This window comes from Mesorhizobium muleiense (assembly GCF_900099905.1).
Taxonomy (GTDB): domain Bacteria; phylum Pseudomonadota; class Alphaproteobacteria; order Rhizobiales; family Rhizobiaceae; genus Mesorhizobium; species Mesorhizobium muleiense.
In genome coordinates this window covers 1-25,744 of record NZ_FNEE01000029.1, presented here as the reverse complement: position 1 = coordinate 25,744, position 25,744 = coordinate 1, and the positions used below count along the sequence as shown (strand labels likewise).

Genomic DNA, 25,744 nt, shown 5'->3' with positions numbered 1-25,744 from the left:
CGGTCCGTTTCGCACAACTGAACGTTTCGTTTCGATGAGAAAGGGCATGTGCCCAACCGTCAAACGCCCTTGCGCCGGCGCCCGCTATCGGGCAAACCGGCGTTCCCGTTGCGTTTTTCCCGCCCGAGGTCTTCATGTCAGCCACGATTTCGCCGCTCGCGCCGAAGAGATATCCCAACATGCCTGACATCGAGGGCGTCCGCATCGCCACAGCCGAGGCCGGGATAAAGTACAAGAACCGCACCGACCTGCTGACCATGGTCTTCGATGCCGGCACCACGGTCGCCGGCGTGTTCACCAAGTCGAAATGTCCGTCGGCGCCGGTCGATTTCTGCCGGCAGAATCTCGGGCATGGCAAGGCGCGCGTTCTGGTCGTCAATTCCGGCAACGCCAATGCCTTCACCGGCAACAAGGGCCGAGCCTCCACGGCAATGACCGGCGAGGCTGCCGCCAAGGCTGCGGGTTGCACGCCGGACGAGGTGTTTCTGGCCTCGACCGGCGTCATCGGCGAGCCGCTGGATGCCGGCAAGTTCGGCCATTTGCTCGCCGGACTGGTCAGGGACGGCAGGCCGGACCTGTGGACCGAAGCCGCCAAGGCGATCATGACCACCGACACCTATCCGAAACTGGCGACCGCGACGGTAAAACTCGGCGACGCCGACGTCACCATCAACGGCATTGCCAAGGGCGCCGGCATGATCGCGCCCGACATGGCGACGATGCTCTCCTTCATCGCCACCGACGCGCCGATCGCAGCCCCCGTGCTGCAGGATCTTTTGTCGCGCGGCACCGCCAAGACCTTCAATGCGGTCACCGTCGACAGCGACACCTCGACCAGCGACACACTGCTGATGTTCGCCACCGGCACGGCCGCCCGGCGCGGCGCGCCTGATATCACGAATGCCGGCGATGCGCGCCTCGGCGCCTTCCGCCGCGCGCTCGGCAAGGTGCTGAAAGCGCTGGCACTGCAAGTGGTGCGCGACGGCGAGGGCGCGCGAAAACAGGTCGAGGTCACCGTGACCGGCGCGAAATCGGCCCGCTCGGCCAAGCGCATCGCGCTGTCGATCGCCAATTCGCCGCTGGTCAAGACGGCGGTCGCCGGCGAAGACGCCAATTGGGGCCGCGTCGTCATGGCCGTCGGCAAGGCCGGCGAACCGGCCGACCGCGACCTGCTGTCGATCTGGTTCGGCGACATCAGGCTGGCGCATCAGGGCGAGCGCGACGCCGCCTACTCCGAGGAGGCGACGTCGGCCTACATGAAGCGCGACGAGATCCGCATCCGTGCCGATATCGGCATCGGCCGCGGCAAGGCGACGGTGTGGACTTGCGACCTCACCAAGGAGTATGTCGCCATCAACGGCGATTATCGGAGTTGATGGCGTTGGTTTCCAGACATCCGGCAAGCGTGCTTGCCATCGTGCGCCGCTACGAGGCGGCCGGCTTTCGCGCCTGGCCGGCGGCGGCCGTGCATTATGACGGCACCTGGGTGGTGCGGCTGACGGCGGGCCATCCGGCCAAGCGGCTGAATTCGGTCAACCCGCTCGATCCGGGCGACATCCAGCACATTGCCGATCGCATCGGCCGCGCCAGCCGCCGTTTCGACGCCTATGGCCGGCCGCTGACCTTCCGCATATCGCCGCTGTCGGGGCCGATCCTTGCCAAACATCTCGACAGCGAGGGCTGGAGCACATTCGACGAATCGCTGGTGATGCGGTTGCCGCTGGCGGACGCCCAGCTCGATGCCGCCATGGACCAGATCCCGCTGAAGGACATCAGCCGCTTCATCGGCGCGGCGCTAAAAGTAAGCGGCTCGGATGTGTCGCTGCGGCCGGGCCTGTCGGAGATCATCGGCGCCATCCAGCCGGAAGCCGGGCTTTTCGCGCTCGAAGACGGCACCGAACCGCTGGCGACGCTGATCTGCGTCCATGACGGCGATCTTGCCGGGCTGTTCGAGATCGCCACCGACAGATCGGTGCGCAACCAGGGCCATGGCCGCCACCTCATCCTTTCGGCGCTGAAATGGGCACGGCTGCGCGGCGCCCGGGAAGCCTGGCTGCAGGTCGAGGCCGACAACGCGCCGGCGCTGGCGCTCTATCGTTCGCTCGGGTTCGACGAAGTCTATCGCTACCATTATCGCCGGCCGCCCGGCGCATGACCGGCCCGCACCCTGTCGGCAAGCGCCTGCTCCTGGTCGCAGCCTGCGCGCTGGTCGATACCGACGGCCGCGTGCTTCTGGCGCAGCGCCCCGAAGGCAAGCAACTGGCCGGCCTGTGGGAGTTTCCGGGCGGCAAGGTCGAGCCCGGCGAGACGCCGGAAGAATGCCTCATCCGCGAATTGTACGAGGAGATCGGCATCGAAACCGATATTCCCTGCCTGGCGCCGTTCACCTTCGCCAGCCATTCCTACGATGATTTTCACCTGCTGATGCCGCTGTTCGTCTGCCGTCGCTTCCGCGGCATCGCGCAGCCGAAGGAGGGGCAGGTGCTGAAATGGGTGCGGCCGCGCCAGATGCGCGATTTTCCGATGCCGCCGGCCGACGCGCCGCTGATCCAGTTCCTCATCGATCTTCTGTGATTTTGCCCTCCGAGACCTAGACAACGTTAATGGAAGATTTATCTGGCCGTGAAAAAATGACGGCAGAAATCGAAGGAAGGTCGTGTCCAGGCCTTCGCCAGAGGGCGGTTGCATGAGCCTCGACAGGGACTGGGATTCGATCCGACCCGACCGCAGCTTTAGGGCTGCCGGCATGGGAATATTGCGGATCACGCTTTTGTTCGGCTCGGCCGCGGTGGCGCTGGCCCTGATCGCCACGCCCTTGCTCGACAACCGGACGCGATCAGCCCGCGACGATTTTGCCGGCGGCCTCGACAGGATGAGCACAGGGTCGGTTGAAAGCGCGGGTTCGATTGGAAGCACGGGCTCGCCCGGCCGTCGTGATACCTACACGCTGCGCAGGAGCGTGCTGCAGCCGCTGCCCACTTCGATCTGCGTGATACGCGACAATGGCCAGCGCAGCGGCGACTGCTGACACCGGCCAAAGCGGTGCTTTCATCGCCTGTTAAGCCTGTGTCATTAACCTTTCTTAACAGGTCCGCGCTAGGGTTCCGGCAAGCGGGATCGACGGCCATGAAAACATTGCTGCAACGATTTTGGGAAGACAAGACCGGCGCGACGGCTGTCGAATATGGGCTGATCGTGGCCGTGCTGTCGCTTACCATCGTAGGCGGCGTCGGCAAGGTCGCTGACGCAATCACGTGGCTGTTCAGCGACAATGCCAGCAAGCTTGTGAAGGCTTTCGCGCAGTAACCGACCAGCCGCGTCCATAATAAACCGGTCAGCGCCGGCCGGGATTTTCCAGGATTGTTTTCAGCGACAGTTTTGCCGAGCCCGGCTTCAGCGGTTTTTGCTGCGAGGCGTCGGGCGCCCAGCCTGACATCCAGACGATCGGAAAACTCGCCCTGACGCGGCCATCGGCATCCGAAAATCGTTCGGCATAGATTTCGGCGGCGCGGGCAAACAGCTTTCGTGTGGCCGGTCGCCTGCTGCGGTCAATGAGCGCGCTGGTCTCGCCCATCGCCCGCAGGTCCGCCATCAGGCCGAACAGGGAATCGTAGCGCACCGTCACCGTCTCGACGTCGGCGACGGGCAAGGCCAGACCGGCGCGTTGCAAAAGCGCGCCGGCGTCGCGCACGTCGGTGAACGGGATGACGCGCGGGCTGGCGCCGCCATAAAGCTCGGTCTCGGCGGCGAGCAGGCATTCGCGCAGTTCGGAAAGCGTGCCGGCGCCGGCAAAGGCGCCGAGGAAAAGACCGTCCGGCTTCAGAGCGCGGCGGATCTGTACCAGCATGCCGGGAATGTCGTTCATTGCCTGAAGCGACAAAAGCGACACCGCGAGGTCGATGCTTTCCGGCTCGAACGGCACGGTCTCCAACGGCGCCACCAGTCCCGCGGCATCGCCCCCCGCTCCATCGCCCCCCGCTCCATCACCCAGGAACGCCGCATCCGCCTCGACGCGCACGATGTCCGCCACCTTGCCGCTTGTCGCGAGCACGTCGACCGCCGCCGGCGTCTGGCAAAACAGGACGGCCGCCCTGTCGAATTGGCGTTCCACTGCGCCCAGCCGCTCGGCAAGCTCCTCGGCCGCCCGCCGCATCAGGAAGTCCGCGCCGGCAGCCGGGTTGGCGAGCGCCCGGCGCTTGTGCGCCAGCCAGAGAGAGGTGTCGACTATAGGTTGCAACTGACAGTTCCTGGTTTCCGCACTCTGATATAGGGTGGCGGAGAAAGAACCACGTGGCCGATCCAATGCCGGATATCAAGAGTATCGCCCGAAAGGCGTTGGACTGGCCGGCGCGCATCCTGTTTCCGCCGGTTTGCGCGGGCTGCCGACGGCATGTCTCGCAGCCCGGCGTGCTGTGCGGCGCCTGCTGGCCGAAACTCAGGCTTCTGGAGCGGCCATGGTGCCCGGTGATGGGCACGCCGTTCACCCATCACATGGGCGAGGGGTTCCTGTCGGCCGAGGCGATCGCCGACCCGCCGCCCTTCGAGCGGGCACGGGCCGCGGTCGCTTACTCCGGTGTCGCCCGCCAGATGGTGCAAGGGTTGAAATACCAGGACCGCACTGATCTGGCGCCATGGATGGCTCGCTGGATGCTGCGCGCCGGTGCCGAACTGATCGCGGAAGCCGATGTGGTCGTGCCGGTGCCGCTGCACTGGCGGCGCTTTTTCAGGCGTCAGTTCAACCAGTCGGCGGAACTGGCAAGGGCGGTATCGCAGCTTGGCGGGCTGCCTTTTGCGCCCTCCGCGGTCAGGCGCGTCAAACTCACCCGCCAGCAGGTCGGGCTGGAGCGGCGGGAACGCGAGGAGAATGTGCGTGCCGCCTTCAGAGTGCCGGAGGAGGCCGAGATCGAGATCGCCGGCCGCCGGGTGCTCCTGATCGACGATGTCTATACCACCGGCGCCACTGTCCGCGCCGTCGCCAAGGCGCTGAAGAAGGGCGGTGCCGGGACGGTCGACGTGCTGACCTTTGCGCGCGTGCTGCCGGGGGACTTTCGGGCTGACGAGTCCGCGACTATATAGATTGGGAAAAGGCAGGATTGCTGACCGATGGTCGACGTGACGATCTATACACGGATGATGTGCGGCTATTGCGTGGCGGCCAAGCGGCTGCTCGAGCGCAAGGGTGTCGCCTACACCGAGCATGACGCCTCCTTCTCGCCGGAACTGCGCCGGGAAATGATTTCCCGCGCGAATGGCCGCTCGACCTTTCCGCAGATATTCATCGGCGATACGCATGTCGGCGGCTGTGACGATCTCCACGAACTGGAGGCGGAGGGCCGGCTGGACCGTCTGCTCGCCAATGGCTCGACGAATTGAGGACATGACGATGGGTGCTTTCAAGGCGGCGGCGATCCAGATGCGTTCGGGTACCAGCCCCGAGCGCAACGCGGTCGATCTGGAGCGGCTGGTGCGCGAGGCCGCGGGCCAGGGTGCGACCTATATCCAGTCACCGGAAATGACCGGTGCGCTGGTCCGCGACAGCCAGGCGCGGGCCGCCGCCTTCACGTCCGAGGACAAGGACATCATCGTCTCGACCGCGCGAAAGCTGGCGAAAGACCTTGGCGTCTTCCTGCATATCGGCTCGACCGCCATCCTGCGCGCCGACGGCAAGCTCGCCAACCGCGCGCTTCTGTTCGGGCCGGATGGCGCCACCATTGCCGCCTACGACAAGATCCACATGTTCGACGTCGATCTCGACAATGGCGAGAGCTGGCGCGAATCCGCCGCCTACGAGCCCGGCACCGAGGCCGTCGTCACCGAGATCAGCGGCGCCGGGATCGATGGTGCGAGACTGGGTTTCGCCGTCTGCTACGATTTGCGCTTTCCGCAGCTGTTCCGCGCCGAGGCGCTGGCCGGCGCCGACCTGCTTTCGGTGCCCGCCGCCTTCACCCGCCAGACCGGCGAGGCGCACTGGCATGTGCTGCTGCGGGCGCGCGCCATCGAGAACGGCGCCTATGTCGTTGCCGCGGCGCAAGGCGGCCTGCACGAGGACGGCCGCGAGACCTATGGCCATTCGCTGATCGTCGATCCTTGGGGCCGTATCGTCGCCGAAGCGGCGCATGACGAACCGGCGGTGATCGTCGCCGAGATCGACCCGGCGCAGTCGGCCGCCGCCCGCAAGAAAATCCCAAATCTGAAAAATTCACGCGACTTCGCCGTGAACGCCACTCCGGTCGAGGCGCAAAGTCTCAGGGGTGCGGCGTCTTGATTCGCTTTTCACTGATCTGTGACCACGAGCATGAATTCGAAGGCTGGTTTCGCAGCAACGACGATTTCGACACCCAGAAGAAGCGTGGCTTCGTCGATTGCCCGACCTGCGGCTCGCACAACGTCGAGAAGGCGTTGATGGCGCCGGCCGTCTCCACCGGGCGCAGCCGAGAAAAGATCGCGCTCGCCATGGGCGAGGCCCAGAAGCAGGCGTTGGCGCAATTGAAGGCGATGGCCGAGAAGGTGCGCGAGAACGCCGACTATGTCGGCGACAAGTTTGCCGAGGAAGCGCGCAAGATCCATTTCGGCGAGAGCGATCCGCGCGGCATCTATGGCGAGGCGACGCTGGAGGAGGCCAAGAGTCTGGCCGAGGACGGCGTCGAATTCATGCCGATCCCAAGTTTCCCCGACGACCGCAACTGACTGACTAGGTTACGCTGCCGATCAATTTCTCAAGCAGGCGAGCAAGTGTGTCCTGTTCGGCGCGCGTCAGGCCGGAAAGTATCTCGTGTTCGTTGGCGACGTGAGCGGCGACCGCCTCATCGACCAATGCGAGACCTTTCTCGGTCAGTTGCACGACAACCCCGCGCCGGTCATTGGGATGCGGTCCACGCATGATCAATCCGGATTTCTCAAGCCGGTCGAGCCGGTTGGTCATGGCGCCCGACGTCACCATCGTCGCCTCATAGAGGGCGGTTGGCGTCAGCGCGTAAGGTGATCCGGAACGGCGCAGCGTCGCCAACACGTCGAATTCCCCGGATTGCAGTCCGAAACGGGCAAACAGCGGAGCGAGGCGTTCTCGCGCTATCAGCGACGAGGCTTCGTTCAACCGTCCGAGCACGGCCATCGGCGAGACATCCAGGTCCGGCCGTTCCCGTTTCCACTGCTCGATCGCTTTCGCGGCGCGATCCATCTATCTCACCATCATATATCTTGACGTTAAGTATCTTTGTGTTATCTTAGCTTGAGTCGCAGTGCTGGCCAAGAGCGGCAAAGACAACAAGGTTCGTCATGAAATTTCTCTGGGATTCAGCGCTCGGTCTTTTGCTCGTCACCGGCGGCCTGCTCGGCCTGACGCTGCCGTTCGGCAAGATCGCCACGGCAGCCGGCGTTTCGGCCATGGTCTGGGCGCTCGTCATCTCGCTCGGCGCCGGCGGCGTGCTTTTGTGCGTCCTGCTGCTGCGCGGGCAGCGCATCCGGCTCACCCCGCACCGGCTGCGGTATTTCTTCGTCACCGCGGCGGTGTCCTACGCCTTCCCCAATCTGTTGATGTTCTCGGCCATTCCGCATCTCGGTGCCGGCTATACCGGTATCATGTTCACGCTGTCGCCGGTGGTCACACTGGTGTTTTCGATCCTGCTCGGCGTCCGGCGCCCCAATCTGCTTGGTATCGTCGGCATTGTCGTAGGCTTCGTTGGTGCGGTCATGGTGGCGGTGACGCGTGGCGAGGCCGGCCAGCCGGCCGAATTTTTCTGGGTGGCGGCGGGGCTGCTCATTCCGGTCAGCCTTGCCGCCGGCAATATCTACCGCACGGTCGACTGGCCGCTAGGGACCGGACCGATCGAGCTTGCCGTCGGCAGCCATCTGGCATCGGCCGCGCTGCTTGTTTGCGGCATCTTCACGCTGCAGGGCGGCGGTTCGCTCGCCCTGCTCGCCGGCGTGCCGCTGGTCGTCGTCGGGCAGGTCGCATCAGCCGCGGCGATGTTCGCTTTCTTCTTCCGGCTACAGGCGGTCGGCGGCCCGGTCTATCTCAGCCAGATCGGCTATGTCGCGGCGGCGGTCGGATTGTTTGCCGGGACGATGTTTCTCGGCGAGCACTATCAATTGCTGACCTGGGCCGGCGCTGCCATCATTGTCGCCGGCGTGTTCATCACCACCAAGGCGCAAAGCCCGATCGCCCCGAAGACGCAAAGTCAGACGGGTGAGAAGGTGGCGGCGTGAAAAGGCGTCGTGAGAAAGTTCAGGCGGGTGCCTTCTCTGCCAGAACCATGTAGTTGACGTCCATGTCCTTCGAACGCTGCCAGCGGTCGGCGAGCGGATTGTAGGTGACGCCGGTGCGGTCGATGATGGTCAGGCCAGCGCCGGCAAGCGCCTTTTCCAACTCGTCTGGCCGCACCAGCTTGCCGAACTGGTGGGTGCCGCGCGGCAACCAGCGCAGCACATATTCGGCGCCGATAATGGCCAGACCGAGCGCCTTCAGCGTGCGGTTGATGGTGGCGACGACCATGATGCCGCCGGGCTTGAGCATCTCGCCGCATTTGGCCACGAACAGGTCGATGTCGGCAACATGCTCGACCACTTCCATGTTGAGGATGACGTCGAATTTCTCACCGGCGTCAGCCAGGTCCTCTGCTGTCGTGGCACGGTAATCCACCGTCACGCCGACCTCCGCCGCATGCAGCCTGGCCACTTCGATGTTGGTGGCGGATGCGTCGGCGCCGACCACTTCGGCGCCAAGCCGCGCCATCGGCTCGCACAACAGCCCGCCGCCGCAGCCGATGTCGAGGATGCGCAGGCCCTCGAACGGCCGCGCCGCGCGCGGGTCGCGGCCGAAGCGCGCCGCCACCTGGTCGCGTATATAGGCAAGCCGGATCGGATTGAACTTGTGCAGCGGGCGGAATTTGCCGTTCGGATTCCACCATTCGGCGGCAAGAGCGGAAAAACGCTCCACTTCTCCGGCATCGATCGTCGATCGTCGGGGTTCTGGCATCGTGTGGTCTCCCGCAGACTCAAAAATTCAGAGCGCGATCGGGCGCAAAACCGGATACCACTTTTGCTGATCGCGCTCTGGTGCGCTAGGAAGTCGGTCGAGAGCCGGCGAATGTCAAGGCAGCAAATTTCGGCTGTTGCCGGCTGCGCCTCTGCGACAGGCGTTCGGGTAGGCGCGTTGCGTTCGTATGTCGCCTTCGTCGCCTAAGGGGGCAAGCAGGGGGGCAAGCGGTGGCACGCCTTGCGAAACCCAAAGCATTTGGCTAAGGAGGCCGCGAATTCAGCGGCTGGCCCAGCCCGACGCTCCGTTTCCATTTTTCGGCCGCCGTTTCGGCACCCAGTCAAAGGCATTTCGCTTCCATGGCGCGCATCGTGATGAAATTCGGCGGGACCTCCGTCGCCGACATCGTCCGCATCCGCAATGTGGCGCGCCATGTCAAACGCGAGGTCGATGCCGGCCATGAGGTTGCGGTGGTCGTCTCGGCGATGGCCGGCAAGACCAACGAGCTCGTGCAGTGGACGCGCGAAGCCTCGCCGATGCACGATGCCCGCGAATATGACGCCGTCGTTGCCTCCGGCGAGCAGGTGACTGCCGGCCTGCTGGCGATCGCGCTGCAGAACATGGGCGTCCATGCCCGTTCCTGGCAAGGCTGGCAGATCCCGATCAAGACCGACAATGCGCATGGCGCGGCGCGCATTCTCGACATCGACGGCGCATTCCTGATCAAGCGCTTCGGCGAGGGCCAGGTGGCGGTGATCGCCGGCTTCCAGGGCATCGGGCCGGACAACCGCATCGCGACGCTCGGCCGCGGCGGTTCCGACACCAGTGCTGTCGCCATCGCGGCGGCGGTCAAGGCAGACCGCTGCGACATCTACACTGACGTCGACGGGGTCTACACCACCGACCCGCGCATCGAGCCGAAGGCGCGGCGGCTGGCCAAGATTTCCTTCGAGGAAATGCTTGAAATGGCCTCGCTCGGCGCCAAGGTCCTGCAGGTACGCTCGGTCGAGCTTGCCATGGTGCACAGGGTGCGTACTTTCGTGCGGTCGTCCTTCGACGATCCCGACGCGCCCGGAATGGGGGATTTGCTCAATCCGCCCGGAACGCTTATTTGCGACGAGGAAGAGATCGTGGAACAGCAGGTCGTCACCGGAATTGCCTACGCCAAGGACGAAGCGCAGATTTCGTTGCGCCGTGTCGGTGACCGGCCCGGCGTCGCCGCCGGCATTTTCGGGCCGCTGGCCGAAGCCAACATCAATGTCGACATGATTGTCCAGAACATTTCCGAGGACGGCAAGTTCACCGACATGACCTTCACCGTGCCGTCCGGCGATGTCGACAAGGCGCTTGCCGTGCTCGAGCGGCTGAAGACCACGATCGGCTACGACGTCGTGCAGTCGGAAGCCGGCATGTCGAAAGTCTCGGTCATCGGCATCGGCATGAGGAGCCATGCCGGCGTCGCTGCCACCGCCTTCAAGGCGCTGGCCGACAAATCGATCAACATCCGTGCGATCACCACATCCGAGATCAAGATTTCGATCCTGATCGACGGTCCCTACACAGAACTTGCTGTTCGCACTTTGCATTCCATCTACGGTCTGGATAAGCAGTAGCAGACTGCTCGGTCCGGAAATCGGAGGTCGATCTTCGGAAAGCACGATGCAGCAGTTCGAAGTCTTGGAGCGTCCTTTGTGGGTCCAATTGGACCGACGCCGCTCTATTTGAGTTGTTGCGTGAGCGCCGGCCGCGGGAGAAACTGCGGCGGGCATAATGTCCATTGGAGAACAAGCCGCGATGCGTGATACGGCCAGTGGCCCGCGCGTTTTGCTGAAACGGCTCCGCGAGCTCATGCAGGAGCCGCTGGAGCCGCAGGAGCGGCTCGACCGCATCGTGCGCGACATCGCCGCCAATATGGTCGCTGAAGTGTGCTCGCTCTACGTGCTGCGCGCCGATTCGGTGCTCGAACTCTATGCCACCGAGGGCCTGAATCCGAAGGCCGTCCATTTGGCGCAGCTCAGGCTGGGGGAAGGCCTCGTCGGCACGATCGCGGCCTCGGCACGGCCGCTCAACCTCTCCAACGCGCAGGAACATCCAGCCTTCGCCTATCTGCCGGAGACCGGGGAGGAGATCTACAATTCCTTCCTCGGCGTGCCGGTGCTCAGGGCGGGGCGCACGCTCGGTGTGCTGGTCGTCCAGAACAAGACCATGCGCCACTATCGCGACGACGAAGTCGAGGCGCTGGAAACGACGGCGATGGTGATCGCCGAGATGATCGCCACCGGCGACCTTGCCCGGCTGACCCGGCCCGGCCTCGAACTCGATCTGCGCCGCCCGGTGAGCTTTACCGGCCTGTCGTTCAACGAGGGCGTCGGACTTGGCCATGTCGTGCTGCACGAGCCGCGCATCGTCGTCACCAATCTGTTCAACGAGGACAGCGATGAGGAGATCAAGCGGCTCGATGCTTCGCTCGGTTCGCTCCGGCTCTCCATCGACGACATGCTGGAACGCCGCGAAGTTGCCTTCGAGGGCGAGCACCGCCAGGTGCTCGAAGCCTATCGCATGTTCGCCAACGACAGCGGCTGGGTGCGCCGGTTGGAAGAGGCGGTACGCAACGGCCTGACGGCGGAAGCGGCGGTGGAAAAAGTGCAGAGCGACATGCGTGCCCGCATGCTGCACATGACCGATCCTTATCTGCGCGAGCGGATGAGCGATTTCGACGATCTCGCCAACCGGCTGCTGCGCCAGCTGATGGGGCGCGGGCCGGACGATGTCGCGGTCTCGCTGCCGAAGGACGCCATCATCGTCGCCCGCTCGATGGGGGCCGCCGAACTGCTCGATTATCCCAGAGACAAGCTGCGCGGGCTGGTGCTGGAGGACGGCGCAGCGACCAGCCACGTCGTTATCGTGGCGCGGGCCATGGGCATACCGGTTGCGGGCCAGATGAAGGGCGCCGTTTCCATGGCGGAAAACGGCGACGCCATCATTGTCGACGGCGAAGAAGGCGCCATCCACCTGCGCCCCCAACCGGACCTCGAAGCCGCCTATGCCGAAAAGGTCCGCTTCCGGGCGCGGCGGCAGGAGGTCTATCGCGAGCTGCGCAAGAAGCCGTCGATGACCAAGGACGGCGTCCAGGTCGACCTTTTGATGAATGCGGGCCTGGCCGTCGATCTGCCGCAGCTTGCCGAGGCCGGCGCCGCCGGTATCGGCCTGTTCCGCACCGAGCTGCAGTTCATGGTCGCCTCGACCTTTCCGCGGGCGGAAGCCCAGGAACGGCTCTACCGTGACGTGCTCGACGCGGCGCGCGGCAAGCCGGTGACATTCCGCACCATCGATATCGGCGGCGACAAGGTGCTGCCCTACTTCAAGGACACGATCCAGGAAGAGAACCCGGCGCTCGGCTGGCGCGCCATCCGCCTGACGCTCGACCGGCCGGGCCTGTTGCGTACCCAGATCCGAGCGCTTTTGAAGGCATGCGGCGGGCGTGAACTGAAGCTGATGCTGCCGATGGTGACGGAGCTCGGCGAGATCGCCCAGGCGCGCGAAATCATCGATCGCGAAGTGCGGCATCTGTCGCGTTTTGCCCATCATCTGCCGACCAGCCTGAAGCTCGGGGCCATGCTGGAAGTGCCTTCGCTGCTGTTCCAGCTCGATGAGCTGATGAAGGCCGTCGATTTCGTCTCGGTCGGCTCGAACGATCTGTTCCAGTTCGTCATGGCGGTCGATCGCGGCAACACGCAGCTCGCCGACCGCTTCGATGTGCTGTCGACGCCGTTCCTGCGCGCGCTGAAGCAGATTGCCGACGCCGGGGTGCGCAATCAAACCCCGGTGACCTTGTGCGGCGAGCTGGCCGGCAAGCCGATCTCGGCGATGGCGCTGATCGGCCTTGGCTATCGATCGATCTCGATGTCACCGGCCTCGATCGGTCCGGTCAAGGCGATGCTGACGGAACTGCCGCTGGCCGAGCTGGAAGCGTTCTTCGACGACAATCTCATGGCGCCGGCCCAGGGGTTGCCGATGCGGGCGCTGCTGCAGGCCTTTGCCGACGACCGCTCCATTCCGTTGTAAATTCACGTGAGGGCGGCCTGCAAATGTCGATTTTCTGCGCTTCCGGTGCTCATGTACCTAATTGTACATTCCGCTCCGGTTCTCGAAACTCGTCATTTTCGGCTCGCCCTGACGTGAATCTTATCGAAGTTCCAGGACCATGATCAACCTGCCCCGCGACCGCATGGATCAAGTCGTCAAGCGTTTCGACATGCTCGAAGCGCAAATGTCGGCCGGGCCGGCGGCGGACGCCTATGTCAAGATGGCGTCGGAATATGCTGACATGCAGGAGATGGTGGCTAAGATCAGGGCGCTGCGCACCGCCGAGCATGAACAGGCCGACCTGCAGGCGATGCTCGCCGACAAAAGCACCGATGCCGAAATGCGGGCACTGGCCGAGGCCGATCTGCCGGAGGTCAAGGAACGCATCGAAGCGCTGCAGAAGGACATCCAGATCCTGCTTCTGCCCAAGGATGCCGCCGACGACAAGAATGCCATCCTCGAAATCCGCGCCGGCACCGGCGGCGACGAGGCGGCTCTCTTTGCCGGCGACCTGTTTCGCATGTACGAACGCTATGCCGCGGCACGCGGCTGGCGTTTCGAGACGGCGTCGGCCAGCGAGGGCGAGGTCGGCGGCTACAAGGAAATCATCGCCACGATTTCGGGCAAGGGGGTCTTTGCCCATCTGAAATTCGAGTCCGGCGTGCATCGTGTGCAGCGCGTGCCGGCGACCGAGGCCGGCGGGCGCATCCACACCTCGGCGGCGACGGTTGCCGTGCTGCCCGAAGCGGAAGAGGTCGACATCGACATCAGGGCCGAAGACATCCGCATCGACACGATGCGCGCCTCGGGTTCGGGCGGCCAGCACGTCAATACCACCGATTCGGCAGTGCGCATCACCCATCTGCCGACCGGCATCATGGTCGTACAGGCGGAGAAGTCGCAGCACCAGAACCGGGCCAAAGCCATGCAGATCCTGCGCGCCAGGCTTTACGACCTCGAGCGCAGCAAGGCTGACGAGGAACGCTCCGAATCGCGCAAATCTCAGGTCGGTTCGGGCGATCGCTCGGAGCGCATCCGCACCTATAATTTCCCGCAGGGCCGCGTCACCGACCATCGCATCAATCTGACGCTCTATAAGCTCGACCGGGTGATGATGGGCGAACTCGACGAGATCATCGACGCGCTGATCGCCGATCACCAGTCGAAGCTGCTCGCCGATATCGGCCTCGATGGCTGACAGTCTGCCCAGTAGGCTAGGGCTGCTGCTGAAGGCGGCGCGGGCACGCCTTGCTGCGGCCGCAGTCGCCGATCCGGCGCTGGATGCGAGGCTGATCGTCGAACATTTTTCCGGTACGACCCGCACACAAGCCATCGCCGATCCCGAATGCAGTGTCGATGCCGGCGCGATTGCCGCGATCGATGCAGCCTTGAGGCGGCGGGTTGCCGGTGAGCCGGTGCATCGCATCCTCGGCCATCGCGAGTTCTATGGCTTGCGCCTGTCGTTGTCACCGGAAACGCTGGAGCCGCGACCGGACACCGAAACGCTGGTCGAAGCGGTGCTGCCCTTCGTGAAGGCGACAGCGGAACGGCAAGGCGAGTGCCGCATCCTCGATCTCGGCACCGGCACCGGCGCCATCGCGCTGGCGCTGCTCAGCGCCGTTCCGGCGGCGGTCGCCACCGGTGTCGATATTTCGCCAGGCGCGCTGGTGACCGCCATGCGCAATGCAGGGGAATTGGGGTTGGCCGACCGGTTCCAGGTGCTCGAATCCGACTGGTTCGAAAAAGTTTTTGGCCGATACCATGTAATTGCCGCCAACCCGCCCTATATAGCGTCCATAGACATCGAAAATCTGCAGGGCGAAGTCCGCGGTTTCGATCCACGCCAAGCCCTTGATGGCGGCGTGGACGGTCTGAGTCCCTACAGGATCATCGCCGCCGAGGCGGCAGTTTTTTTGGAAGCCGAGGGCAGGATTGCGGTCGAGATCGGCCACACCCAGCGCAAAGAGGTCACGGGCGTTTTCTCCGCAGCCGGCTATATGCCGGCGGGGGTATTCCGCGACTTTGGCGGAAACGAGAGGGTTCTGATCTTTGAACTGACAAGGCCGTGATGCAGTGCAAAAAAAGCGCTTGGCAATGCCGGGGAATGCGGCTAGGGTCGCCTTAACCGGATGAGACGAAGCAGGCAGTGCTCTTAGCGATTCGGTTTCCTTGGAAATAGCTGCCTTCTTGTGCAAACGACGCCCAAGCTTCGTGCGGGGATCGTCCGGCAAGTGATGTAACCGGAACAGGATGAGACGTGGCGCCAACGCAATCGATGCGGGCGAACGCCGGTGAAGAGACGAAACGGCTGGCTGCATGAGCGCCTCCGTTCGTGAAAAGTTTTCGAAAAATTTCAAAATGAAGAGAGTCGAATGAGGCCACAACAGCAGAACAGGCGCATGCGCGGTCGCAACAACAATGGCGGCGGCAACAACAATAACAACAACCGCAAGGGTCCAAATCCCCTGACGCGCAATTACGAGAGCAACGGTCCGGACGTGAAGATCCGCGGATCGGCTCAGCAGATCGCCGAAAAATACGCAACCCTTGCCCGTGACGCGCAGAGCTCCGGCGACCGGGTGATGGCGGAAAACTATCTCCAGCACGCCGAGCACTACAATCGCATCATCGCTGCCGCGCAGGCGCAGCTGCCGATCCAGAGCGCTCAGCAGAACCGCGACGATTTCGACGATGACGGCGACGAAGATCGCGACGAGTTCGACAATGGCGGCAACAGCAATGTCGGCGAGACTGCGGCTCCGGTGGTCAACCACGGTGCAGGCCCGCAGCCGGTCATCGACGGCACGCCGGCTGAATTGACGCTCAACCAGGAAAACGGCCGTGACAATCGTGATGCCAGTGGGCGTGATGCCAGTGGGCGCGATGCCGGCGGGCGAGACAACCGCCATCGCGACCGTCGCCCCAATGGCGGCTACGGCCAGAACGGCCAGCGCGGCGAATTTGGTGCGCGCGGCGAGCAGGGCGGACAGCGCGGCGATCAGAACCGGCGCAACGAGAGACCGGTTCAGAACGAAACCCCCGTGCAGGCGGAAGCTGTGTCTCCGAACGAGCCTGTTTCTGTGGCCGAACCCGCGCCGCAGTTCGAAAGCTTTTCGCCAGCGGCTCTGGCTGCCCGGGCCGAGATGAACGAAGCCGCCGCCGAAAGCGGCGCTGCCCGCCGCCCCAGGCGTCCGCGCCGTCCGCGCGTCAATGCTGATCAGGTGGCTGATCAGGTGGATGGCGGTAACGACAATGCTGGCGGCGATAACGTGAATGCTGCTCCGGCGGAAGACGCCGGTGGCGAGCCCACCATCGTCGACGTCAACAACTGATCGAGCAAGGCCCAGACATTCCTGGACGGCGGAGAGAAATCTCCGCCGTTTTTGTATGTGCGCCCCCCCGGGGAATATTAAGTCCGCCGTTATCGGGACGTCTTGAGGGTCCGTGGATTGCGCCCCATATCTCGCGTGAACAGGACCCGGCTCGAACGGGCGGGTCCGTCACCGCAATCTGATCCGGTGCCGCAAAGCGGGCCGGTGACGGAAGGAGACAGATATGAACCTTGAAAAATATTCCGAGCGCGTGCGCGGCTTCATCCAGTCGGCGCAGACCTTGGCGCTCTCGCGCAACCACCAGCAATTCACCCCCGAACATATATTGAAAGTGCTCGTCGACGACGACGAGGGCCTGGCAGCGTCGTTGATCGAGCGCGCCGGCGGCAGCGTCCGCGACGTCAAGCTGGGCGTCGAGACGGCACTTGAGGCAATGCCCAAGGTGGAGGGCGGCAACGGCCAGCTCTATCTGGCGCAACCGCTGGCCAAAGTGTTCTCGACCGCCGAGGAACTGGCAAAGAAGGCCGGCGACAGCTTCGTTACGGTCGAGCGGCTGCTGACGGCGCTGGCGGTCGAGAAATCCGCCAAGACCGCCGACATCCTGACCAAGGCCGGCGTGACGCCACAGGCACTGAACCAGGTGATCAACGACGTCCGCAAGGGTCGCACCGCCGATTCGGCGAGCGCCGAGCAGGGCTATGATGCGCTTAAGAAGTACGCGCGCGATCTCACCGCCGACGGTCGCGCCGGCAAGCTCGACCCGGTCATCGGCCGCGACGACGAGATCCGCCGCACCATCCAGGTGCTGTCGCGCCGCACCAAGAACAATCCGGTGCTGATCGGTGAACCCGGCGTCGGCAAGACGGCGATCGCCGAAGGGCTGGCGTTGCGGATCGTCAATGGCGACGTGCCGGAATCGCTCAAGGACAAGCAGTTGATGGCGCTCGATATGGGATCGCTGATCGCCGGCGCCAAATATCGCGGCGAATTCGAGGAGCGGCTGAAGGCGGTTCTTTCGGAAGTCACCGCTGCGGCCGGCGGCATCATCCTGTTCATCGATGAGATGCACACGCTGGTCGGCGCCGGCAAGGCGGATGGCGCTATGGATGCGTCGAACCTGTTGAAACCGGCGTTGGCACGCGGCGAACTCCACTGCGTCGGCGCGACGACGCTCGACGAATACCGCAAGCATGTCGAGAAGGATGCGGCCCTTGCCCGCCGCTTCCAGCCGGTCTTCGTCAATGAGCCGACGGTGGAAGACACCGTCTCCATCCTGCGCGGCCTGAAGGAGAAATACGAGCAGCACCACAAGGTGCGCATTTCGGATTCGGCGCTGGTCGCGGCAGCATCGCTGTCCAACCGCTACATCGCCGACCGCTTCCTGCCGGACAAGGCGATTGACCTTGTCGACGAGGCCGCGTCGCGGCTGCGGATGCAGGTCGATTCGAAGCCCGAAGCGCTGGACGAGATCGACCGCCGCATCATGCAGCTCAAGATCGAGCGTGAGGCGCTGAAGGTCGAGAAGGACGACGCGTCGAAGGACCGGCTCGCCCGGCTCGAAAAGGATCTTTCCGCCCTGGAAGAGGAATCGACCGAACTGACCTCGAAGTGGCAGGCCGAGAAGCAGAAGCTCGGGCTCGCCGCCGACCTGAAGAAACAGCTCGATGAAGCGCGTAACGAGCTCGCCATCGCCCAGCGCAAAGGTGAATTCCAGCGCGCCGGCGAGCTTGCCTATGGCAAGATTCCGGAACTCGAAAAGAAGCTGACGCAGGCCGAGGCACAAGACGGCAAGGTCGGCATGGTCGAAGAGGTGGTCACCCCCGATCACGTCGCCCACATCGTGTCGCGCTGGACCGGCATTCCCGTCGACAAGATGCTGCAAGGCGAGCGTGACAAGCTGCTGCGCATGGAAGACGAAATCGGCAAGCGTGTCGTTGGCCAGGGCGAGGCGGTGCAGGCCGTGTCGAAAGCGGTGCGCCGCGCACGCGCCGGCCTGCAGGATCCGAATCGGCCGATCGGTTCGTTCATGTTCCTCGGACCGACGGGCGTCGGCAAGACCGAACTGACCAAGGCGCTTGCCAGCTTCCTGTTCGACGACGAGAGCGCCATGGTGCGCATCGACATGTCGGAATTCATGGAGAAGCACTCGGTCGCCCGGCTGATCGGCGCGCCTCCCGGCTATGTCGGCTATGAGGAGGGCGGCGCGCTGACTGAAGCGGTGCGACGCCGGCCCTATCAGGTCGTGCTGTTCGACGAGATCGAGAAAGCGCATCCGGACGTGTTCAACGTGCTGCTGCAGGTGCTCGATGATGGCCGCCTGACCGACGGGCAGGGCCGCACGGTCGATTTCCGCAACACGCTGATCATCATGACGTCGAACCTCGGCGCCGAATATCTGGTCAACCTCGGCGAGAACCAGGACGTCGATGTCGTGCGCGACGAGGTGATGGGAGTCGTCAGGGCGTCGTTCCGGCCGGAGTTCCTCAACCGCGTCGACGAGGTGATCCTGTTCCACCGGCTGCGCCGGCAGGATATGGGCCGCATCGTCGAGATCCAGCTCAAGCGGCTGGAAAGCCTGCTCGCAGATCGCAAGATCACGCTTTCGCTGGATCAGGAGGCGATCGACTGGCTGGCCGCCAAGGGCTACGATCCGGCCTATGGCGCGCGGCCGTTGAAGCGGGTGATGCAGAAGGACCTTCAGGATCCGCTTGCGGAGAAGATCCTGCTCGGCGACATCCTCGACAGTTCGACCGTCAAGGTCACCGCTGGTTCCGACCGGTTGAACTTCCGGTCGAAGCCGACGATCGTAGCGACCGAGGCGGCGGCCTGATTTTCGAGGCCGCCGCACAATCAAAAAATTAAACGGGGGCGCAGATGACGTTGGACGACTACAACAGCTTCTGCGCCTCGCTGCCGTCGGCGACCCATGTCGTCCAGTGGGGCGGTGCTCATGTCTGGAAAGTCGGAGCCAAGGTCTTTGCGATCGGCGGTTGGAGCGATGGCAAGGAGCCGTTCGTCACCTTCAAATGCTCCGACATCGCTTATGACATCTTGAAGGAACAGCCGGGCCTTCGGCCCGCGCCCTATCTTGCCTCACGCGGCATGAAATGGATCCAGCGCCAGACAAGCCAAAGCATGGACGATGACGCGCTAAAGGACTATCTGCGCGAAAGCCACCGCCTTGTCGTGCTCAAGCTGACGAAGCAGGCGCGCAAGGAATTGGCATTCGCCGCCAGTGTTCTTGCTCCAGCCCGCCAGAAATCCGCCATCTTCATGCCCGGTTCATGTTGGAACCTTATGGTTGGCAACTGATTTGCTGGCGAAGGGTTCGCCTGCCGCAAAGGCCCGAAAATCGAATTGGATTTTCGGAAAGCATGATGCGGAGTTTTTTACGTGTTAGAGCGTCCCTGCGCGTCCGAAGGGACGCGCGGCGCTCTAAAGAGACAACGCCGGGCGGCGGCAATTACGGACCGGAGAATTTGGCCAGCATGTTCCGCACGATCTTCACCCTTTCGGCGTTCGCCGCCGGGCTGCTTTCTTCGAGTGTAATGGCCGCGCCGACGCAGGACATCGCGCCGCGATCTGCCCGCGCCGCGGATGCCCGAGCCGCGGATAGCCATGCTGTGCTGGTCGCCCAGAACGGCGATTTCGACGTCTACTACGACGCCAGAGGAAACCGCGTCATCGTCGATACGGAAACCGGCAAGGTGCTCGCCATCCAGCCGCCGCAGGCCAGGTTCGATCGCCGCGCACTCCGCCGCGAGGGCTTGCGCAATCTCGGACCGGTCGAGGACGACCGCTATTATCTCGACGATCCGGAGGACCAGGCGCGCTTGCGCCGCAGGCAATTGGAAGAGGAGGGCCTGATCGTCGTACCGCCGGTCGACGAGTATGATGCCTACGGCGATCCGGTGGACGCTTTTCCCGAAGCACCGCTGGATGGTGGCAACTATGGCAACAATTATCCGGAAGCGCCGCAGCCGGTAAAGCCGCGCACCGTCATGCGCCAGCCGCTCAACGAGGCTGCGATCGAACCGGTCGAGCCGATGGAGCCGGGCGACCAGGCGGCACTGCCGCCAAAGATCGACGGTAAGATTGTCGTCGATCCGTCGCTTTCACTCGGTGCACGCCAAGAGGTCGCGGCGCTGCAAGTGCTGCTCGACCGCGCCGGCGCTTCGCCCGGCGTCGTCGACGGGCGCTTCGGCTCGAATGTCGACAAGGCGCTCGCCGCCTACAACGAGATCACCGGCAGCAATCTGCGGTCGACCGATGTGGTCGGCATCCAGGCGGCGCTTGAGCAGTCCGGCGGCGATGCCTTCGCCTCCTACAGCATCACGCCCGAGGATGCTGCCGGCCCCTATGTCGCATCGGTGCCGGAAGACTACGGCCAGAAGGCGCAACTCGAACGGCTGAGCTATACCTCAGTCACCGAAGCGCTGGCCGAGCGGTTCCACATGGACGAGAACTATCTGAAGGCGCTCAATCCGGAAGCCAATTTCAACCGTCCCGGCACGATCATCAAGGTCGCCAATTTCGGCAGGCTGGTGGCCACGCCGGTGGCACGCATCATCGCCGACAAGGGCAAAAAGCAGGCCCGCGCCTATGACGCGTCGGGCAAGCTGATCGCGGCCTATCCAGCCACCATCGGCTCGGCTGACACGCCTTCACCCACCGGCACGCATGCGGTGTCGCGGGTCGCTCTCGACCCGAACTACACCTACAATCCGAACATCAATTTCAAGCAGGGCGAAAACAACAAGATCCTGACCATCCCGCCGGGCCCGAACGGCCCCGTCGGCTCGGTCTGGATTGCGCTGGACAAGCCGACCTACGGCATTCACGGCACACCCGACCCCTCCAAGATCGGCAAGACCGAAAGTCATGGCTGCGTGCGGCTGACCAATTGGGACGCGCGCGAACTGGCAAAAATCGTGTCGCCGGGCGTCACGGTGGAATTCATCGACTGAGCCCTATCCCAAATCATCGCGCAGTCCTGGGTCAACCCGGGAGCAGGCTCTTTGGGCGACGTGATCCTGTTCTGGTTTCAACGACAGCAACCCTCTGGCCGGTTGTTGCCGGCGCATAGGAGGTCTAAGCAGGCTTCATGCGTTCTCCAAGCGAAGTCGGCGCCGAAGCCGTCCCCCTGGTCAGGCCGCTGCCGGCCGATACGTTCTGCCCGCAATCGCGCCGCAGGTTCGTGCTGATCGCGGCGATCCTAGCTTCCGCGCTCGGCTTCATCGACGGCTCGATCCTGGCCATCGCCACGCCGGCGATCCGCGTCGATCTTGGCGCCAGTTTCGCCGAGGCGCAGTGGATTTCAAACGCCTATGCGCTGACGCTTTCGGCACTCATCCTTGTTGGCGGCGCCGCCGGCGACCGTTTTGGCCTGCGGCATGCTTTCGTGGCAGGCATCGCGCTGTTCATTGCCGCCTCGCTTGCCTGCGCGGTGGCGCCGAACCCGCCAATGCTCATTGCGTTTCGCGCCATCCAGGGCATCGGTGCTGCCATCATGGTGCCAGGCAGCCTCGCCATTATCGCCAAGGCCTATCCGAAGAAGGAGCGCGGCAGGGCGATCGGCATCTGGGCGGCAGCCTCGGCGCTGACGACGGCGCTTGGCCCGGTGCTGGGCGGCGTTGTCTTGTCGGCCTTCGGCGACGGCATCTGGCGGGTGATCTTCGCGGTCAATCTGCCGCTTGGTCTTGTCTCGATCTATCTTCTGCTCGCCAAGGTTCCGGCCGACGCACCGACCGAAAGGCGCAGCCTCGATCTCGGCGGCGCTGCACTCGCCACCTTGGCGTTCGGAGCGCTTGCCTACGGCTTGACTTCGATGAGCGCAGAGGGCGAGGGGCAAATGTCCGGCCCGAGCATTGCCGCCGGCGCGGTGCTGCTCATCGTGTTCATTGTCTTCGAGCGCCGGCAGCGCGAACCGATGATCGATCTCTCGCTGTTTCGGGTCGGCGCCTTCGCCGGCGCCAATGTGGCGACCTTCTTCCTCTATTTCGCACTGTCGGCCAACCTGTTCTATCTGCCGATGCTGCTCATCGCCGGATGGGGGCTGAGCGCCGCCGAGGTCGGCTTCATCTTCCTGCCGCTGTCGGTCTTGATCGCGCTGTTGTCGGGGCCGGTCGGCCAGTGGTCCGACCGGATCGGTCCGCGTTTTCCGATCGCCAGCGGCAGTCTCGTCGTCGCTGTCGCCTTTGCCGGGCTTGCCGTGCTGGCCTATGCTGGCATCCACAGTTTCTGGTGGGGGGTGTTTCCGCTGATGGCGCTGATGGGGCTCGGCATGGCGCTGGTGGTGTCGCCGCTGTCGACGGCGGTGATGACGGCGGTCGAGGACAAGGATACCGGTGCTGCCTCGGGAATCAACAATGCCGTCTCGCGCATTGGCGGCCTGATCGCAGTGGCGGCGATGGGGTCACTGGCGGCCTGGGTCTATGCAGCAGCGCTGAACAGCGGTGCCGCATCCGGCATTCCGGGTTTCGGCGAACCGGCGCCGGATGTCGATGCAGCAAGGCTTGCCGCCAGCGACGCAGCGTTCGCAGCAGTCGCCTTGGTGACCGCGCTGCTTTGCCTGCTCTCGGCGATCGTGGCGTGGACGACTGTTTCCGGCGAGCGACTGCCATGGCCGCGTGGATCCGAGGCTCCGCAGCGCTGAGCAGCCGGCAAAGGCCCAACTCGGCTCAGCCTTCGATCTTGGCGCTCGCGACCTTCAGCGAATCATTGTCTTCCTGCTTGAGCAGATCATCGATGCGCCCGCGCTCGCGCTTGAAGGCGACGAGGTCGTCGCCCTTCAGCACCTTGCCGACCGGCAGGCGAACGCGCATCGGGTCGACCTTGGTGCCGTTGACGATCAGCTCGTAGTGGAGGTGCGGACCGGTGGCGAGGCCGGTCTGGCCGAGAAAGCCGATGGTCTGGCCTTGGCGGACGCGCACGCCCGGCGCGATGCCTTTGGCAAATGCGCTCTGGTGATTGTAGGAGGTCTCGTAGCCATTGGCGTGACGGAGGATGATCTGTTTGCCATAGCCTCCGGCCCAGCCGGCCTTCTCGACGACACCGTTGCCGGCGGCGATGATCGGCGTGCCGATGGCGGCTGACCAATCAACGCCGGTATGCAAGCGCACATAGCCGAGGATCGGATGCCTGCGGGCACCGAAGCCGGAGCGGAATTTTCCTGCGGGCAGGGGATTGCGCAGCAGGAATTGCTGGGCGCTGCGGCCGTCCTCGTCGAAATAGTCGGTGCTGCCGTCCTGCATCTGGAACCGGTAGAAATTGCGCGTCGTGCCGCCGAAGCTCGCCGAGACATAGAGCAGCTCGGATTCGTCGGATGCCCGGTCGTCGCCATCCGGCTGCGAGAACAGCACCTCGATGCGGTCCGACGGATTGAGCCGCGACTGGAAATCGACGCCGGACGCCAGGAGCTTGATCAGCCGCTTGGTCATCGCCTTGGACATGCCGTAGGAGTAGGCGGCGCGGTAGATGCCGTCATAGACGTTCGGCAGATTGCCGCGCACCACCACCGGCGGCGAATCATCGAACGCGGTCAGCAATTCGGGATTGGGCTCCGGCTCCTGCGCCGGCACATATTGGCCGTGATCATCGAGCGCGATGGTGACTATATGCTGGGCCCTGTCGTAGATGCCGGTGCGAACGACCTTGGCGGCGTCGCCATGGATCTCGAGGCCGACGCGCAGCACGGTTCCCGCCTTGAGCGCTGTCGCATTCAGCAATTTGGCGATCGCCTCGGCCATACCGGTGGCGTCCTCGCCGGTATAGCCCGAATCGGCGAAGGCCTCGACGATGTTGCGGTCCCTGGTGAAGGGGATGATCTCCTCGGCGAAGGCCGGCGCTTGATCGTCGGGGGCAGCACGCGGCGACACCGAGACGTTTTCCGGAACGATCCTGACGTCGTAGGAGCCGGCCATGCTCTCGGCGAATGCATCGCCGAATCGCTGCGGGTCGACATAATGCAGCGACGCGACCTGCACGGCGCCGTCGCTCAGACCCGTGCCGGCCTCGCGCACCACCTTTTCCACCTCGTCGGCGGACAAGTCACTCTTTTCGTCGAACGCTGCTGTCTCGATTGGGAAATCGACCGTTTTCAGGCTCAACTCGCTTTCGACCTTGGCGCCATAGATCTGGCCTGCGGCGGCGGTCGCCGGCTGACCGGCATTGCCGTCGCGGTCGTCGCCAAACACCTGCATCGGATTGAAAGGCGGATAGGCGCGGCTGGTCGTGTGCCCGGCGGCAAGCGCCATCTTGATCTGCACGAAAGGCATGGTGTGGATGACATCGCGGTCGCCGACCTTGGTCACCATCGGCACTTCCATTCGCCGGCGGTCCTTGGCCTTGGCGATCTGGCGCGGCGCCACCAGCCTGGTGGTCTTGGCGATCTCGCCGGAATCGTCGCCTCTCGCAAGGCTGATCAGTTCGGCGATTTCGGGCGGCGTCGCCAATTGCTGACGGCCGTCGAGGGCTGCGAACAGCGCCACACCCATCAGCACGCTCGACGTCACGCCGGTAAGAAAAGTGCCCGACAGCCAGCGCGCCGAAACCTCGCGCCGGTCGGGCGGGCCACTGCGACCGTCCGCAATCAGCGGCGGCTCGTTGCCGAGTTCGGCTATGACATTTTCCGTATCTGGCATCCAGAAAGGCTGCTTCTTCCCCGGGCGGGACGGCTTGTCGCTTTTGTTGTGGCCATGACATTTGCCTGTCACGGCGGGCGAAGTCAACGAAGCGGCTGGCTTCGGCCGAGATCCCCAGTCATACTTCTCTCTTAGTGGCTCTCTTAGTGGCTCTCTTACAGTCTCTTATAAGGCGCCGCGCCAGTGGTGCTGCGCCAGCTTCGTTGGCGTTGGTGTCAAACCGCAATGCGGCGGCAATAGGGCTCCGTGGCGGTGTTCGGCTTTGTTATCCCCATGCCGCCGCGGAAGTCGGCTACCGAAAATCGGCGCCGCAATCTTTCGTCGCAAAAAATTCAAAAAAGACCGAAATCGTTGTTGACACTTTGGATGGGCGCCGACTATATACGCCTCACCAACGAGGGCGGCGCGCCGCTGGCGACGAAGAAGTTCGCTTCTAGATCTGCCCTCTGCGAAATTCAAGAGAGCCGCGTGAGCGACACTCGAACGGCCCCGAGCCACAAGCGTACGGGCCACGACACCGCGTCTGCGATGTCTGTTCTTTGATAATTGAATATTGAAGAAAGAGAAACGTGGGCGGCAGAGTCCTGCTGAGCCTTTCATCCCGCCAGGGATGTTGGGTTCGAACGAGACTTTGGCGGACACGTTTTGAGAGAATAAGTCTACCAGGGCATGAAAGTGTCCAGGTGTGAATGTTCTCGTCAATTCAAAGC

Annotated in this window: 23 protein-coding genes and 1 pseudogene; 20 read left to right on the top strand and 4 right to left on the bottom strand. The window is 63.9% G+C overall.

Going from position 1 to position 25,744, the window contains the following annotated elements; translation table 11 throughout:
• Nucleotides 1–134 precede the first annotated feature (134 nt).
• The 5 genes from argJ to BLT09_RS29855 all read left to right on the top strand — a co-directional run bounded on the left by argJ (nt 135) and on the right by BLT09_RS29855 (nt 3,306).
• On the top strand, nt 135–1,376 hold the full coding sequence (gene argJ / locus BLT09_RS29875) for a bifunctional glutamate N-acetyltransferase/amino-acid acetyltransferase ArgJ (protein ID WP_091600087.1): 1,242 nt from the start codon (nt 135–137) through the stop codon (nt 1,374–1,376).
• The gene (locus BLT09_RS29870; protein ID WP_208602559.1) at nt 1,376–2,155 is read left to right on the top strand and encodes a GNAT family N-acetyltransferase; all 780 of its coding nucleotides are present in this window, start codon (nt 1,376–1,378) and stop codon (nt 2,153–2,155) included. The genes argJ and BLT09_RS29870 overlap by 1 nt, the downstream gene beginning before the upstream one ends.
• Nucleotides 2,152–2,574, top strand: coding sequence for a (deoxy)nucleoside triphosphate pyrophosphohydrolase (locus BLT09_RS29865; RefSeq protein ID WP_023797288.1), 423 nt, complete (start codon nt 2,152–2,154; stop codon nt 2,572–2,574). Before BLT09_RS29870 ends, BLT09_RS29865 begins: the two co-directional genes overlap by 4 nt.
• A gap of 112 nt (nt 2,575–2,686) precedes the next feature.
• The gene (locus BLT09_RS29860; RefSeq protein ID WP_091600085.1) at nt 2,687–3,028 is read left to right on the top strand and encodes a hypothetical protein; all 342 of its coding nucleotides are present in this window, start codon (nt 2,687–2,689) and stop codon (nt 3,026–3,028) included.
• A 98-nt stretch (nt 3,029–3,126) separates the two neighbouring features.
• The gene (locus BLT09_RS29855; protein ID WP_023797290.1) at nt 3,127–3,306 is read left to right on the top strand and encodes a Flp family type IVb pilin; all 180 of its coding nucleotides are present in this window, start codon (nt 3,127–3,129) and stop codon (nt 3,304–3,306) included.
• A gap of 28 nt (nt 3,307–3,334) precedes the next feature.
• On the opposite strand, the gene BLT09_RS29850 is transcribed toward BLT09_RS29855, so the two are convergent.
• Entirely contained in the window at nt 3,335–4,237 is a 903-nt protein-coding gene (locus BLT09_RS29850) for a methyltransferase domain-containing protein (protein ID WP_091600083.1), read from the bottom strand.
• A 53-nt stretch (nt 4,238–4,290) separates the two neighbouring features.
• Between BLT09_RS29850 and BLT09_RS29845 the strand changes: the two genes are divergently transcribed.
• Genes BLT09_RS29845 through BLT09_RS29830 form a run of 4 tightly spaced genes read left to right on the top strand, consistent with a single transcriptional unit; the run spans nt 4,291 to nt 6,687 of the window.
• Nucleotides 4,291–5,076 carry a ComF family protein gene (locus tag BLT09_RS29845; RefSeq protein WP_091600081.1) on the top strand — a complete coding sequence of 262 codons (786 nt, stop codon included), beginning with the start codon at nt 4,291–4,293 and terminating at the stop codon, nt 5,074–5,076.
• Nucleotides 5,077–5,103: 27 nt separating this feature from the next.
• Nucleotides 5,104–5,373 (top strand): glutaredoxin 3, encoded by a 270-nt coding sequence (gene grxC, locus BLT09_RS29840; RefSeq protein WP_027153348.1) that lies wholly within the window; start codon nt 5,104–5,106, stop codon nt 5,371–5,373.
• A gap of 10 nt (nt 5,374–5,383) precedes the next feature.
• Complete coding sequence (locus tag BLT09_RS29835) at nt 5,384–6,265, top strand: carbon-nitrogen hydrolase family protein (RefSeq protein ID WP_091600137.1); 882 nt, start codon at nt 5,384–5,386, stop codon at nt 6,263–6,265.
• The gene (locus BLT09_RS29830; RefSeq protein ID WP_091600079.1) at nt 6,262–6,687 is read left to right on the top strand and encodes a DUF1178 family protein; all 426 of its coding nucleotides are present in this window, start codon (nt 6,262–6,264) and stop codon (nt 6,685–6,687) included. The genes BLT09_RS29835 and BLT09_RS29830 overlap by 4 nt, the downstream gene beginning before the upstream one ends.
• A gap of 4 nt (nt 6,688–6,691) precedes the next feature.
• On the opposite strand, the gene BLT09_RS29825 is transcribed toward BLT09_RS29830, so the two are convergent.
• Nucleotides 6,692–7,177, bottom strand: coding sequence for a MarR family winged helix-turn-helix transcriptional regulator (locus BLT09_RS29825; protein WP_091600077.1), 486 nt, complete (start codon nt 7,175–7,177; stop codon nt 6,692–6,694).
• Between the two features lie 98 nt (nt 7,178–7,275).
• Here BLT09_RS29825 and BLT09_RS29820 point away from each other — a divergent pair, with 98 nt between their 5' ends.
• Nucleotides 7,276–8,205 carry a DMT family transporter gene (locus tag BLT09_RS29820; RefSeq protein WP_091600075.1) on the top strand — a complete coding sequence of 310 codons (930 nt, stop codon included), beginning with the start codon at nt 7,276–7,278 and terminating at the stop codon, nt 8,203–8,205.
• A 19-nt stretch (nt 8,206–8,224) separates the two neighbouring features.
• On the opposite strand, the gene ubiG is transcribed toward BLT09_RS29820, so the two are convergent.
• Entirely contained in the window at nt 8,225–8,974 is a 750-nt protein-coding gene (gene ubiG, locus BLT09_RS29815; protein ID WP_091600073.1) for a bifunctional 2-polyprenyl-6-hydroxyphenol methylase/3-demethylubiquinol 3-O-methyltransferase UbiG, read from the bottom strand.
• A gap of 359 nt (nt 8,975–9,333) precedes the next feature.
• On the opposite strand from ubiG, the gene BLT09_RS29810 reads away from it, so the two are divergent.
• The 9 genes and pseudogenes from BLT09_RS29810 to BLT09_RS29770 all read left to right on the top strand — a co-directional run bounded on the left by BLT09_RS29810 (nt 9,334) and on the right by BLT09_RS29770 (nt 23,047).
• Nucleotides 9,334–10,587, top strand: coding sequence for an aspartate kinase (locus BLT09_RS29810; RefSeq protein WP_091600071.1), 1,254 nt, complete (start codon nt 9,334–9,336; stop codon nt 10,585–10,587).
• Between the two features lie 181 nt (nt 10,588–10,768).
• Nucleotides 10,769–13,039 (top strand): phosphoenolpyruvate--protein phosphotransferase, encoded by a 2,271-nt coding sequence (gene ptsP, locus BLT09_RS29805; RefSeq protein WP_023797302.1) that lies wholly within the window; start codon nt 10,769–10,771, stop codon nt 13,037–13,039.
• Nucleotides 13,040–13,178: 139 nt separating this feature from the next.
• Nucleotides 13,179–14,258 carry a peptide chain release factor 1 gene (prfA, locus tag BLT09_RS29800; protein ID WP_027153339.1) on the top strand — a complete coding sequence of 360 codons (1,080 nt, stop codon included), beginning with the start codon at nt 13,179–13,181 and terminating at the stop codon, nt 14,256–14,258.
• Nucleotides 14,251–15,129 carry a peptide chain release factor N(5)-glutamine methyltransferase gene (prmC, locus tag BLT09_RS29795; protein WP_091600069.1) on the top strand — a complete coding sequence of 293 codons (879 nt, stop codon included), beginning with the start codon at nt 14,251–14,253 and terminating at the stop codon, nt 15,127–15,129. Before prfA ends, prmC begins: the two co-directional genes overlap by 8 nt.
• 303 nt (nt 15,130–15,432) lie before the next feature.
• Nucleotides 15,433–16,392 (top strand): DUF4167 domain-containing protein, encoded by a 960-nt coding sequence (locus BLT09_RS29790; protein ID WP_091600067.1) that lies wholly within the window; start codon nt 15,433–15,435, stop codon nt 16,390–16,392.
• A 223-nt stretch (nt 16,393–16,615) separates the two neighbouring features.
• Nucleotides 16,616–19,222, top strand: a complete 2,607-nt coding sequence (clpB, locus tag BLT09_RS29785) for an ATP-dependent chaperone ClpB (protein WP_091600065.1) — start codon at nt 16,616–16,618, stop codon at nt 19,220–19,222.
• Between the two features lie 44 nt (nt 19,223–19,266).
• A pseudogene (locus tag BLT09_RS29780) lies at nt 19,267–19,629 on the top strand (MmcQ/YjbR family DNA-binding protein); the annotation flags it as partial.
• Between the two features lie 251 nt (nt 19,630–19,880).
• Entirely contained in the window at nt 19,881–21,359 is a 1,479-nt protein-coding gene (locus BLT09_RS29775) for a L,D-transpeptidase family protein (protein ID WP_091600064.1), read from the top strand.
• A gap of 137 nt (nt 21,360–21,496) precedes the next feature.
• A complete protein-coding gene (locus tag BLT09_RS29770) occupies nt 21,497–23,047 on the top strand; it encodes an MFS transporter (protein WP_091600063.1) in 1,551 nt (516 codons plus the stop codon).
• A 25-nt stretch (nt 23,048–23,072) separates the two neighbouring features.
• Here BLT09_RS29770 and BLT09_RS29765 read toward each other — a convergent pair whose 3' ends face one another.
• The gene (locus BLT09_RS29765; RefSeq protein ID WP_023797309.1) at nt 23,073–25,034 is read right to left on the bottom strand and encodes a M23 family metallopeptidase; all 1,962 of its coding nucleotides are present in this window, start codon (nt 25,032–25,034) and stop codon (nt 23,073–23,075) included.
• 246 nt (nt 25,035–25,280) lie between these two features.
• Between BLT09_RS29765 and BLT09_RS29760 the strand changes: the two genes are divergently transcribed.
• On the top strand, nt 25,281–25,577 hold the full coding sequence (locus tag BLT09_RS29760) for a hypothetical protein (RefSeq protein WP_244529171.1): 297 nt from the start codon (nt 25,281–25,283) through the stop codon (nt 25,575–25,577).
• The last annotated feature ends 167 nt before the right edge of the window (nt 25,578–25,744 follow it).

What these genes read in the sequence shown, in the direction of transcription:
- argJ (WP_091600087.1), top strand. Translation starts at nt 135, where the DNA reads ATGTCAGCCACGATTTCGCCGCTCGCGCCGAAGAGATATCCCAACATG.
- BLT09_RS29870 (WP_208602559.1), top strand. Translation starts at nt 1,376, where the DNA reads ATGGCGTTGGTTTCCAGACATCCGGCAAGCGTGCTTGCCATCGTGCGC.
- BLT09_RS29865 (WP_023797288.1), top strand. Translation starts at nt 2,152, where the DNA reads ATGACCGGCCCGCACCCTGTCGGCAAGCGCCTGCTCCTGGTCGCAGCC.
- BLT09_RS29860 (WP_091600085.1), top strand. Translation starts at nt 2,687, where the DNA reads ATGAGCCTCGACAGGGACTGGGATTCGATCCGACCCGACCGCAGCTTT.
- BLT09_RS29855 (WP_023797290.1), top strand. Translation starts at nt 3,127, where the DNA reads ATGAAAACATTGCTGCAACGATTTTGGGAAGACAAGACCGGCGCGACG.
- grxC (WP_027153348.1), top strand. Translation starts at nt 5,104, where the DNA reads ATGGTCGACGTGACGATCTATACACGGATGATGTGCGGCTATTGCGTG.
- BLT09_RS29835 (WP_091600137.1), top strand. Translation starts at nt 5,384, where the DNA reads ATGGGTGCTTTCAAGGCGGCGGCGATCCAGATGCGTTCGGGTACCAGC.
- BLT09_RS29825 (WP_091600077.1), bottom strand. Translation starts at nt 7,177, where the DNA reads ATGGATCGCGCCGCGAAAGCGATCGAGCAGTGGAAACGGGAACGGCCG.
- BLT09_RS29820 (WP_091600075.1), top strand. Translation starts at nt 7,276, where the DNA reads ATGAAATTTCTCTGGGATTCAGCGCTCGGTCTTTTGCTCGTCACCGGC.
- ubiG (WP_091600073.1), bottom strand. Translation starts at nt 8,974, where the DNA reads ATGCCAGAACCCCGACGATCGACGATCGATGCCGGAGAAGTGGAGCGT.
- BLT09_RS29810 (WP_091600071.1), top strand. Translation starts at nt 9,334, where the DNA reads ATGGCGCGCATCGTGATGAAATTCGGCGGGACCTCCGTCGCCGACATC.
- ptsP (WP_023797302.1), top strand. Translation starts at nt 10,769, where the DNA reads ATGCGTGATACGGCCAGTGGCCCGCGCGTTTTGCTGAAACGGCTCCGC.
- prfA (WP_027153339.1), top strand. Translation starts at nt 13,179, where the DNA reads ATGATCAACCTGCCCCGCGACCGCATGGATCAAGTCGTCAAGCGTTTC.
- prmC (WP_091600069.1), top strand. Translation starts at nt 14,251, where the DNA reads ATGGCTGACAGTCTGCCCAGTAGGCTAGGGCTGCTGCTGAAGGCGGCG.
- BLT09_RS29790 (WP_091600067.1), top strand. Translation starts at nt 15,433, where the DNA reads ATGAGGCCACAACAGCAGAACAGGCGCATGCGCGGTCGCAACAACAAT.
- clpB (WP_091600065.1), top strand. Translation starts at nt 16,616, where the DNA reads ATGAACCTTGAAAAATATTCCGAGCGCGTGCGCGGCTTCATCCAGTCG.
- BLT09_RS29775 (WP_091600064.1), top strand. Translation starts at nt 19,881, where the DNA reads ATGTTCCGCACGATCTTCACCCTTTCGGCGTTCGCCGCCGGGCTGCTT.
- BLT09_RS29770 (WP_091600063.1), top strand. Translation starts at nt 21,497, where the DNA reads ATGCGTTCTCCAAGCGAAGTCGGCGCCGAAGCCGTCCCCCTGGTCAGG.
- BLT09_RS29765 (WP_023797309.1), bottom strand. Translation starts at nt 25,034, where the DNA reads ATGCCAGATACGGAAAATGTCATAGCCGAACTCGGCAACGAGCCGCCG.